At 65.0% G+C, this 11,501-nt stretch carries 8 protein-coding genes; 1 reads left to right on the top strand and 7 read right to left on the bottom strand.

Translation table 11 applies throughout. The features are described 5' to 3' along the window. Positions 1-18: 18 nt before the first annotated feature. The 3 genes from H146_RS0108830 to H146_RS18930 are packed head-to-tail and all read right to left on the bottom strand — an operon-like array spanning position 19 to position 2,815. Positions 19-1,386: a TrkH family potassium uptake protein gene (locus tag H146_RS0108830; RefSeq protein ID WP_019951516.1), complete on the bottom strand. Its 1,368-nt coding sequence runs from the start codon at positions 1,384-1,386 to the stop codon at positions 19-21. Next, entirely contained in the window at positions 1,383-2,045 is a 663-nt protein-coding gene (locus H146_RS0108825) for a potassium channel family protein (RefSeq protein WP_019951515.1), read from the bottom strand. The genes H146_RS0108830 and H146_RS0108825 overlap by 4 nt, the downstream gene beginning before the upstream one ends. After that, the gene (locus tag H146_RS18930) at positions 2,042-2,815 is read right to left on the bottom strand and encodes an SIMPL domain-containing protein (RefSeq protein ID WP_033195592.1); all 774 of its coding nucleotides are present in this window, start codon (positions 2,813-2,815) and stop codon (positions 2,042-2,044) included. Before H146_RS18930 ends, H146_RS0108825 begins: the two co-directional genes overlap by 4 nt. 209 nt (positions 2,816-3,024) lie before the next feature. Here H146_RS18930 and H146_RS0108815 point away from each other — a divergent pair, with 209 nt between their 5' ends. Then, complete coding sequence (locus tag H146_RS0108815; RefSeq protein WP_019951513.1) at positions 3,025-4,137, top strand: ABC transporter substrate-binding protein; 1,113 nt, start codon at positions 3,025-3,027, stop codon at positions 4,135-4,137. Between the two features lie 22 nt (positions 4,138-4,159). Here H146_RS0108815 and cobO read toward each other — a convergent pair whose 3' ends face one another. The 4 genes from cobO to ydiJ form a co-directional block, all read right to left on the bottom strand. Beyond that, complete coding sequence (cobO, locus tag H146_RS0108810) at positions 4,160-4,765, bottom strand: cob(I)yrinic acid a,c-diamide adenosyltransferase (protein WP_019951512.1); 606 nt, start codon at positions 4,763-4,765, stop codon at positions 4,160-4,162. A gap of 20 nt (positions 4,766-4,785) precedes the next feature. Next, positions 4,786-6,003, bottom strand: coding sequence for a NupC/NupG family nucleoside CNT transporter (locus tag H146_RS0108805; protein ID WP_019951511.1), 1,218 nt, complete (start codon positions 6,001-6,003; stop codon positions 4,786-4,788). 218 nt (positions 6,004-6,221) lie between these two features. Further along, positions 6,222-8,111 carry a cation:proton antiporter gene (locus H146_RS0108800; RefSeq protein ID WP_019951510.1) on the bottom strand — a complete coding sequence of 630 codons (1,890 nt, stop codon included), beginning with the start codon at positions 8,109-8,111 and terminating at the stop codon, positions 6,222-6,224. Positions 8,112-8,332: 221 nt separating this feature from the next. Next, entirely contained in the window at positions 8,333-11,434 is a 3,102-nt protein-coding gene (gene ydiJ, locus H146_RS0108795; protein ID WP_033195598.1) for a D-2-hydroxyglutarate dehydrogenase YdiJ, read from the bottom strand. Positions 11,435-11,501 lie beyond the last annotated feature (67 nt).

Genomic DNA, 11,501 nt, shown 5'->3' with positions numbered 1-11,501 from the left:
ATCGGTTATAACAGAACCCTAACCGATTTGTATCGCGCCGCGCGGATAACGGGTCACGGGCACGCGTCGCCTGGCGATCAGATAGCCCAGTGACAGCGGTCCCACACGTCCTACCAGCATGGTGACGATGATGATCAGCTGCCCCGGCGCCGATAGATGTCCCGTCAATCCCAGCGACAGTCCTACGGTGGCCAGCGCAGATATAGTTTCGAACAGGATCTCCTCGAGCGTGGCATTGGCTTCTGTCATGGTCAGTGCCAGCACCACCAGAAAGATCATGAAGACCGTCCCCAGCGCCACGGCAATCGCCTTGTTGACGGTGGCGACGGAGATACGCCGGCGCATGATCACCGGTTCGTCACGCTGCTGGAAAAAGGCGCGGGCGGTCAGCAGCAGTACCACGAAGGTGGTGATCTTGATACCGCTGGCGGTGGAGCTGGGGCCGCCCCCGATGAACATCAGTACCATGGTGAAGACTGTCGCGGGTTGGGTCATGGCGGCCGTATCGAGGGTGTTGAACCCCGCGGTACGCGGCGTTACCGCCTGGAACCAGCCCGCCAGCAGGCGGTCGAGGGTATCCGGCAGGCCACCCAGCGTATCGGGATTGTCCCACTCGAGGGTGGTAATGACGAAAAAGGCAACCAGATTGAGAATCAGCGTGGTCATCAGGATCAGCCGCGTCTGAAACGCTAGCCGTGAGAAGCGTCGCTTGTCGCGCAGATCGCCCAGTACGGCGAAACCGATGCCGCCGATAATGAACAGTGCGGTGATGGTCAGGTTGACCAGCGGGCTGCCGACGTCATCCATCAGACTGTTGCTGCGGGTCGAGAAACCGGCGTTGTTGAACGCCGAAATGGTGTGGAAAATGCTCTCCCAGAGCCCCTTGCGCCAGCCGAATTCAGGCACCCATTCCAGCGACAGCAGCACGATGCCGATCGCCTCGGCGACCAGCGCATAGAGGATAACGGTACGTACCAGCCGGCCGATCTCGCCCACCGAGGTCTGGTTGAGCGACTCCCTTACCAGGCTCTGATGCACCATCGGCAGGCGTCCGCCCAGCATGACGACCGTCAGGGCGGCGAAGGTCATGAAGCCCAGCCCGCCGATCTGAATCAGGGTGACCACTACGAGCTGACCCCAGAAGCTCAGGTCGCTGCCGGTATCGATCACGATCAGGCCGGTCACGGTGATCGCCGAGGTGGCGGTGAACAGCGCTTCCAGCCAGCTGATAGGCAGGGTTGCGGCGCCGGGGATCTTGAGCAGCAGGGTGCCCAGCAGGCTGAAGGTAATAAAGCCCAGCAGCAGAATTTCCGGCGGATGCATCTGCAGGATAAGACCGCGCGGTGAGCGCCGCGCGGGAAGCCTGAAACGCGCATTGATCTTCATGCCGGCTGCTCGGCATCGAACTGTTTCAGCGCATCCAGATGGCCGATCAGAATGGCGCGATCGCCGGGTTGCATCAGGGTATCGGCGTCCGGTGAGCAGTCGAGCTCTTCGTCGCGCTTGATCGCCACCAGTCGCGCCGACTCGTGGGTACCCACGCGCACACCGCCTTCATCGCCGCGTATTTTGACCAGCTCGGCGGTGATTTCCACTTCGACCACATACTGGTCGTCACCCAGCTCGATCATGTCGACCACGCTGCGGTGATTGAGACTCTGCGCCACGTGGACGCCGTGGTCGTGCTCGGGATAGACGATACGATCGACGCCGAAGTGGTTGAGCAGCTTGTAATGGTCATCCGATAGCGCACGAACCCAAAGCTCGCGCACTTCGAGGTTGCGCAGGTGCATGGCGCACAGAATGCTGCTTTCGATGGTGCCCAGGTCGATCAGAACGGCATCGAAGCGCTGCAGGTCGAGCTCCTGCAGCGCCCGTTCGTCGCGGGCATCGGCGATCACGGTATGGGTGAGCTGGTCGGCCAGTGCGTCGACGCGCCCTTCGTCGTAGTCCACGCCCAGCACTTCATGGCGCTGATTCATCAGCTCCAGCGCCACTGTCTTGCCGAAGTAGTCGAGGCCGATAATGGCATACTGGCGGCTCATGGGGTCACCTCCGCGCCGTCGAGCGTCCAGCTGGCGCTGACGGTGGCCTCGACACTGATGGTGCCGGGCGAGTAGTCGGCGCTGCTGCCGGCTGCCTGGCTGCGCATGGCACTGACCATCATGGGCCGCATGACCGGTGCTCCCACCTCTTCTACCCGGACGACCTCACCGAGACCTGTGCTCAGCGTATCGGCGATCAGCTGTGCCTTCTGGCGGGCGCGCTCGAGGGCCTGACGCAGCGCTCGATCCTCGAATTTTTCGCGATCGCCGACGTCGTAACGAATACCCTCGAGGCTGTCGACGCCGGTGGCAAAGAGGGCATCCAGCGTCGTCGGCAGGCGCGAAAGCTCGCTCAGTTCGATATCGAAACGGCGCTCGATCACCAGCCGTTCGCTCACCGGCGTTGCATCGGCGGCGCCGTTGTCGTTACTGCGGCTTTCTCGCTGCACGCTGATGCTGCCGGCGCTGATGGCGGAGGGCTCGATCCCCTGATCCCGCAGGCTGTCGAGCAGTTTGCTGCTGCGCGCTTCGAGTCGCTGGCGTGCCTCGTCAAGGGCGCTGTCGCGGCGCTCGTCGCCGCTGCGCCAGGGGGTGGTTTCGCGCAGCACGGCGCCGATATTGGCACGATCGGGCATGACATCAAGACTGGCCTGACCCTGCACATCGACGCTATGCGGCGGCTGTGGCGGTGAGGGTGGTGTTTCGGCACGCACGGCAAGTGCCGGTAGCATCAGTAGTGCAGGCAATATAAAACGAACAGCAGGGGGCATTCAGTAAACTCCGAACGGCGATGCAGGCCCTTGGCAGGCAATGCGGGTTGATCTGACTCCGATAGTAAAAAGGGCGTTGGCGGCCGGTGCAACTATCGATGCCTTATTGGGCGTTATGCACCGCGGTTTGCGTCGCGCCGGCCTGCGCCGCATTATGCCCGCTGGCTCGCCGAAACGGCATTGGACAACTCCGAGGACAGTCAGCACTCATGCAGTTGGTATTGAAATGGTGTGTCGGCGCCGCCCTGGCGGCGTTGGTGACGACGGCCCACGCAGACATCAGCGTGGAGGATATCGAAGGGCGCCATGTGACGCTCGAGGCGCCGGCCGAGCGTATCGTACTGGCCGAGGGGCGTCAGCTTATCGCCCTGTCGCTGCTGGATGACAACCCGGCCCATTGGCTGGTGGGCTGGGGCAGCGACCTCAAGCGTTACAGTGCCCTCTACGACATTTATCGCCAGCGTGCGCCCGAGCTCGATGCACTGCCGATTGTCGGCGATGGCCCCGGGCCTGCGGGCATCTCCACCGAGACGATCATCTCGCTCGATCCCGATGCCGTAGTGCTGAGTCGCTCCCAGGTGCCGCCGTCCCAGGCGCAGCCGCTGCTTGCGCGGCTGGAGGCGGCCGGCATTCCGGCGCTGTTCATCGACTTCGCCACCGATCCGCTGGATGACACCGTGCCCAGCATGCGAACCCTGGGGCAGCTACTGGGGCGCGAGGATCAGGCGCAGCGCTTTATCGATATCTACACGGCGCGCCGCGATGCGGTGCTCGATGATATCGAAGATGACGCCGGCAGTGACGGCCCCAGCGTGATGATCGAAACCCACGCCGGCATGACCGAGTGCTGCAACTCGCCGGGGCAGGGCAGCTTTGATCACTTCGTGCGTCTGCTGGGCGCCGACAATATCGGCGCCGACGTGCTCAAGGGCAAGAGCGGACGCCTCGACCCGGAGTACGTGCTGACCCGTGACCCCCAGGTCTATATCGCCACCGGCGGCAGCTATCTGCGCGACGTCGGCGGACTGGTGCTGGGCCCGGGGGTCAGTGAGGAGGAGGCGCGGCAGTCGCTCGAACATGTTCTCCAGCGGCCGCTGATCAGCCACCTGAGCGCCGTCGAGCAGGGGCGGGTGCACGGTCTTTATCACCATCTGATCAATACGCCGCTCAACGTGGTGGTGCTGGAGAAGCTGGCGCAGTGGCTCCATCCCGGGCGCTTTGCCGATATCGACGCCGATGAGACGATGGCGACGTTCAACGCCGATTATCTCAGCGATCCGCTGACCGGCACCCTGTGGGTGGATCTGCAACCCGGCGACTAGCCGCCGGGCGTTTTACGCCGGTTCAGTAATCCAGCCCGCGCCGCGCTTTCAATCCGTTATTGAAGGCGTGGCGCGTCTCCTGCATCTCGGTGATGGTATCGGCCATCGCCAGCAGTTCGCGATGGGCGTTGCGGCCGGTGACGATCACGCTCTGCTCACGGGGGCGATTCTCGAGTGCCTGCCTGACCGCTGCCATCTCCAGGTAGCCGAACTTGAGCATGTAGGTGATCTCGTCGAGCACCACCAGGTAGCAGTTCGGATCGGCCAGCATGCGCGCGGCTTCCTGCCAGACCTGCTGGCAGGCGGCGCGGTCGCTGTCGCGATTCCGGGTATCCCAGGTGAAACCGGTGGCCATGATCGCCACCTCGAGATTGTCATCCGCTTCCAGCCGCGCTCGTTCGCCGCACTCCCACTCGCCCTTGATGAACTGCAACACGCCGACCCGATAGCCGTAGCCCAGCGCCCGCGTCACGGTGCCCCAGGCGGCGGTGGTCTTGCCCTTGCCGTTACCCGTGAAGATCAGCAGCTGGCCGCGCTCCTCGTCGGCGCCGGCGACGCGCTCATCGACGTGCGCCTTGAGCTGTTCCATGGCGCGCCTGTGGCGTGTCTGACGCTGTTCATCACTCATCGTTGGCTCCTGAATGGCGCTTACAGCGCCAGGAAAAGCCCCGCCAGCGAGGCGCTCATCAGGTTGGAGAGGGTGCCGGCCAGCACCGCCTTCGGCCCCAGCCGGGCCACGTCGCCGCGCCGTGACGGCGCCAGCACCGCCAGTCCGCCAAGCAGGATGGCGATCGACGACAGGTTGGCGAAGCCGCACAGGGCGAAGGTGATGATGGCGCGACTGTGCTGGCTCAGCTCGCCTTCGAAGCCGGTCAGCGCCGAAAAGGCGACGAACTCGTTGAGCACGATCTTCTGGCCGATGAAGCTGCCGGCGGTAATCGCCTCCGACCAGGGCACGCCGATCAGAAAGGCGACCGGCGAGAAAAGATAGCCCAGAATCAGCTGCAGGGTCAGCTCGCCATGGCCGAACAGCCCGCCAATGCCGCCGAGAATGATGTTGGCCAGCGCGATCAGACTGATGAAGGCGAGCAGCATACCGCCCACGTTGAGCGCCAGCTGCACACCGGTGCCGGCGCCGGTGGCGGCGGCTTCGATGACGTTGGCGGGAGGCTCCTCGTCGGCGATCGAAACGTCGCTGTCATGTGCCGGAGCATCGGTTTCGGGAATGATCAGCTTGGCCATCAAAAGTCCGCCCGGGGCGGCCATGAAGGAGGCAGCGATCAGATACTGCAGATTGACGCCCATGGCGGCATAGCCCGCCAGCACGCTGCCGGCGACGCTGGCCAGCCCGCCGACCATGATCGCGAACAGCTCCGAGCGGGTCATGCTGGCGATAAAGGGGCGCACCACCAGCGGCGCCTCGGACTGGCCGACGAAAATATTGGCGGCCGCGGAGAGCGACTCGGGTCGGCTGGTGCCCATCAGCTTGTAGATGGCGCCACCCAGCAGTTTGATCACCAGCCGCATCACGCCGAGATAATAAAGCACCGACATCAGCGAGGAGAAGAAGACGATGATCGACAGCACCTGAATGGCGAAGATGAAGCCAGTATCGCCGCCGGCCAGCGAGCCGAAGATAAAGTTGATGCCGGCTCCGGCGCTGTCGATCACCGCCTGTACGCCACGCGATATTGCCAGCAGAATCTGCTGTCCGGCCGGCAGGTAGAGCACGAAAAGGCCCAGCCCCGCCTGCAGCGCAAAGGCCCAGACGACGGTGCGCAGTCGTATTGCGCGGCGTTTTTCGGAAAAGGCGAGCGCTACGGCCAGCACGAAAACGATGCCAACCAGACCCATTACGATCTGCATGGTTGTTGTCTCCCGGTCTCTGTTTGTTGATTGTGCCAGGTAGGTGTTGAGGAGGCGGTTGCTCTCCGTGCCGACAGCAGGATGCCGTGGCGAGAAAGCAGCGGCCTACCTTATCAGATCGAATTTACGGCGCGGAACGCTTTTTTATCGGCAGCAGGAAAAATGACAGGTCGCGCCCTGTATCTCGAGCGAGCGCCCCTGGGCGCTCGCTCGGTACCTCAGGAGGGCAGCCGGTCGGGGTTATGGCTATCGCCGTTGTCGGGCGTGACGCGCTGGCCGTCGAGGGCGCGCTGCTGTCGCTCGTCGGGGGCCATCGCCGGTGAATCGGGATAGATCAGGCTGACCAGCCGCTCGCCGGAGCGCACCGTCAGCTCGTTGGCGGTGTGCAGTACCCGCAGCCGGTTGTTGGCGGAAATGCAGAACAGCGGCATCAGGCGGCTGTTATGAATACGGCGATACTCATCGAGCGTGAAGCTGTCGGTGATGCGTGCCACCCGCAGCTCGGCGCCGTTGGCGATCAGGCTGGCGAGATGGGCGAAGGTCGCCTCCTCGCTGAACAGCCTTGGCAGGTGGCCCAGCGCCCGGTCCTGCTGACGCTTGGCGTTTTTACCGGGCTCCTCGGCAAGGCGAAAGACATTGCCATGGCCCAGGTTGTGCTCGAAGTGCAGGGCGGCGAGGTTATTCAGCTCGCGGTAGGGCGACAGCGGCAGCAGCCGGCCGATACCCGTCATCTCCAGATGCTGCACGGCGTGCTCGGAAAGCGGATTGCCGTAGTAGACCGGCAGTCCTGCCATGCGCGCTTCCTGTACGGCGTCCCAGCTGGTGTCGGTCAGTCGTACCGTCCAGCCCAGCGCCATCAGCTCGCCGGCGATGGCGCGCGCCACCGGATTGGCACCGATGATCAGAAAGCCGGTGGGTTCCGGCTCGTTGACGCCCAGCGCCTTGACGATGGGGCGCGAGAACAGGCTCTGAATCACCACCGTGCCGATGATCACCAGAAAGGTGATCGGCACCAGCATATCGGCCCCTTCGACACCCGCCTGCTCCAGTTTGATGGCAAACAGCGAGGCGACCGCGGCCGCCACGATACCGCGCGGCGACAGCCAGGCGAGCAGTGCCTTTTCACGCCAGTGCAGTCCGGTACCGAGAGTGCAGACCCAGACCGTGATCGGACGGGCGATAAACATCAGGATGGCGAGAAACAGCCAGGCGGGCCAGCTGATGGTAGCCAGCTGTTCCTGAGTGATACGCGCCGCCAGCAGAATGAACAGTCCCGACACCAGTAAAACCGTCAGCGTCTCCTTGAACTCGATGATGGGACGCACCGGCAGGCCGCGCATGTTGGCCATCCAGATGCCCATCACGGTGACGGTCAGAAGTCCCGACTCCTCGAACAGGACGTTGGAGCCGGCGAACAGGGTCAGCATGATCATCAGGGTGCCGAAGCTGTGCATGCGCTGCGGCAGCCAGTGATGGCGCAGCACCAGCCCCCACAGCCAGCCGCCCAGCGCGCCGAGGCCGAACCCCACCGCCATCGCCTTGCCGAACATCAAAAAGGTGTGGGACATGGCGCCGTTTTCCTGTCCCAGCGCCACGAACTCGTAGACCAGTACCGCCAGCAGGGCGCCCACCGGATCGACCAGGATGCCCTCCCAGCGCAGAATCTGGGTCAGGTTGCCCCTGGCGCGCAGCGTCTGGAGCAGGGGAATCACCACCGTCGGGCCGGTGACGACCAGCAGACCGCCCAGCACCGCGGCGATCTCCAGCGGCATGGCCAGCAGCCACCAGGCGGCCAGGGTGCCGATGATGGCGGTAATCACCACTCCCCAGGTGATCAAACGGCTGACGGTGCGGCCGTGGCCGCGCAGGTCTTCGTAGTTCAGCGTCAGGCTGCCCTCGAACAGGATCACCGCCACCGCCAGCGAGACCAGCGGGAAGAGCAGATCGCCGAGAATGGCGTCGGGATCGAGCCAGCCGGTCACCGGGCCGGCAATCATGCCGACGATCAGCAGCGGCAGGATCGCCGGCAGATGGACGCGCCAGGCGGCCCACTGACAGGCGAGCGACAGCAGGCCGATCAGGGCCAGATAGAGAGCGATATGTTCCATGCGGCGGAGTTCCGGTAGGCGAAAGGTATTGTTGTCCGGTCAACGGCACCCGAAGGATAGCCCAATGTCGACTTATGCATCATTGACGACACTGATTCGGCGACCACAGGAATTTCCTGAAAGCTGCGCAGACTAGCCGCTGCCCGGGACGCATGCAATGGCATCGCCGGGCCGCGACCGACGGCGATGCTAAGCGCCCGTTCAGCTTTTTCGAAAGAGCGTCAGGGGCCGCTCACGCGCTGCTGTTTCAGGTGCTGTAGCAGAGCCTGAAGCGGGTGCCGCAGTTGAGTCCCGGCAAGGCGTTTTACCTGGCTGCGACAGGAGTAGCCGGTGGCCAGCACCCGCTGCTGATCCAGCCGTGCCAGCGCCGGCTGCCACGACTGCGTATAGATGGTGCGCGAGGTGTCGAGATGGCGCGCTTCATGGCCGTAGGTGCCGGACATGCCGCAGCAGCCGGTGGCGACCGTCTCCAGCTGCAGTCCGAAGGCCTCGAAGACCTGCTGCCAGGCCTGCTGGCTGCCCGGGGCGTTGGTCTTTTCGGTACAGTGGCCGAGCAGATAAAAGGGCCGCTCGTCGCGGCTCAGACCGCTCGGGGCCAGCGAAGTGGTCATCGACACCAGCCACTCCTGCGGCAGCAGCACCTGCGGCAGCAGCGCCGGCTCGACGGCGTCGCGATACTCCTGACGGTAGGTCAGCGTCATCGCCGGGTCGAGGCCCACCAGCGGCACATCGAAGCGAGCCAGCGCCCTCAGGTGCGCCGCCTGCTGTCGGGCGGCGCGCTCGAAGCCGCCGATAAAGCCCTGCACGTGCATCGGCTTGCCGTTGGGACGAAAGGGGGCAACAAAGACCCGCACACCCAGTCGCGTCAGACACTCGACAAACTGGCGCGCCACCGGCGCATCGAACCAGCTGGTGAAGGCGTCCTGCACCACGATCACGCTGCGCGCCTTCTGCCGCTCGGTGAGCCGTCCCAGCGAGGTGGGCGTGGCCTCGGCGATGCCCCAGCTTTTCAGCTGGCGGTGGAAGCTGTCGGGCGAGAAGGTGGGAAGATCGACCATGCCGAGGGTGCGCGCCACCAGACGCTGCACCCCGGGTTGTGCCACGACGGCGTTGTAGAGCGGCGCGGCGGGGGCCAGCCGCGGCATCAGCGACTCCAGCCGAGCGATCAGATGATCGCGCAGCGGGCGGGCACGACGGCCGTGGTAGAGCTCCAGAAAGCGGCTTCTGAAGTCCGGCACGTTGACCCGGATGGGGCACTGCCCGGCGCAGGACTTGCACGCCAGGCAGCCGGACATGGCGTCATGGACCTGGTCATCGAAATCGCCTTGCCGACGATAGCGGTTGAGTAATCGGCGCGGCAGTCCCGCCAGCCGCTTGAGGGGGCTCGCATGGCGCTGTGCGTCGGCTTCGGCGAGAACGTCGCGGCCGGCGGCCTGCTCGCGGCGCAGCCACTCGCGCATCAGACTGGCGCGCCCCTTGGGCGAATGCACGCGCTCGCGGGTTGCCTTCCAGGAAGGGCACATGGCGTCGTCGGGGTCGACGTTGTAGCAGGCGCCGTTGCCGTTGCAGTAGACGGCGCTGGCGTAGTGCTGCCACACCCGTTCATCGATGCTGCGATCCAGTTCACCGCGCGTGGTCACGCCGTCGATGGTCAGCAGCCGGGCGTCGCTGTCCGGTGGGGTAGCGATCTTGCCGGGGTTGAGCTGATTGTGCGGGTCGAAGGCGCCCTTGAGCTGCTGCAGTGCCGGATACAGCTCGCCGAAAAAGGCCGGCGTGTACTCCGAGCGGATACCCTTGCCGTGCTCGCCCCACAAAAGCCCGCCGTAGCGCTGCGTGAGGGCCACCACGCGGTCGGAGAGGGGGCGGATCATGGCCGCCTGGTCGGGGTCTTTCATGTCGAGCGCCGGCCGCACATGCAGTACGCCGGCATCGACGTGACCGAACATGCCGTACTCGAGGCCGTACTCGTCGAGCAGGGCGCGAAATTCGGCGATGAAATCGGCCAGCCGTTCGGGGGGGACGGCGGTATCCTCGACGAAGGGAAGGGGCCGCTTTTCGCCCTTCACATTGCCCAGCAGACCCACCGCGCGCTTGCGCATGCCGTAGACGGCGATGATCCGCTCCCGCCCGCTGGCCTGCGTCCAGCCCAGCCGGGTGACCGAGGCGTCGCCGTCGAGCGCGGCGGTAAAGCGCTCGACGCGCTCGGCGAGGCGCTGCTGGTCGTCGTCATTGAACTCCACCAGATTGATGCCGCGCACCGCCGGGGCGTCTTCATCGCCGGCGGGAAAGTAGTCCGCCACGCCCTCCCAGACGATATCCTCCATGGCGAGCATCAGCACCTTATCGTCGATGGTCTCGATCGAGGTGGGGGCGTCACGGCTGTCATCCTCGCCCATCAGCGCGCGGGCGTCGCGCAGGGCGTCCATGAAGCCCGCGTAGCGCACATTGATCAGCGTCGAGAAGCGCGGCACGGGCAGTACGTTGAGCGTCGCCTCGATCACCAGTCCGAGGGTGCCCTCGCCGCCACACAGCACGCTGTTGAGGTCGAAACGGCCATCCTCGGTGCGCAGGTGGGCCAGGTCATAGCCGGTCAGGCTGCGGTTGAGCGTCGGAAAGACCGCTGCGATCTGCTCGCCGCGGCTGTCGATGATCTCCCGCGCGGCGCGATGCACGGCGCCGACCCGGTCGTCGCGTCGGCACGCCGCCTCGAGCTCGGCGTCGTCCAGCGGCCGGCTTTCGAAGCGCTCGCCGCCGACCAGGGCAACATCGAGAGAGAGCACGTGGTGGCGCGTCTTGCCATAGGCGCGCGAGCCCTGGCCGCAGGCGTCGGTGGCGATCATGCCGCCGAGGGTAGCGCGGTTGGAGGTCGAAAGCTCGGGGGCGAAAAACAGGCCGTGGGGTTTCAGTGCGGCGTTGAGCTGATCCTTGACCACCCCGGCCTCGACCCGCACACGGCGGTTGTCGACGTCGATCTCGAGGATACGGTTCATGTGGCGACTGACATCGACCACCAGACCATCGGTCAGCGACTGGCCGTTGGTACCGGTGCCGCCGCCGCGCGGGGCGATGATGATGTCGTGGAACTCGCGCTCGCCGGCCAGCGCCGCGATCAGGCGGACATCCTCGCCGCTGCGGGGATAAAGCACCGCCTGCGGAGGACGCTGATAGATGGAGTTGTCGGTGGCGAGCACCACCCGATTGGCCTCGTCGGCGGCGATATCGCCGTCAAAACCGTGTTCGGCAAGGCGGTCGAGAAACTGCCGGTAGCGCTGTGCAAGGGCGAGCGGCTCGCGGCCTGAAAGAGTATCGGTGTCTGCAATCATGATGGTCACTGGCTGCGGTGAGCGCCCGGGCGGTTGCCGAAAGGGCCTGTGTGCCCCGGAATGGGCT

It is taken from the genome of Kushneria aurantia DSM 21353 (genome assembly GCF_000382245.1).
In the GTDB taxonomy this organism is placed as follows: domain Bacteria; phylum Pseudomonadota; class Gammaproteobacteria; order Pseudomonadales; family Halomonadaceae; genus Kushneria; species Kushneria aurantia.
The sequence above is the reverse complement of the archived record's forward strand: the minus strand, read 5'-3'. Positions and strand labels throughout refer to the sequence as shown.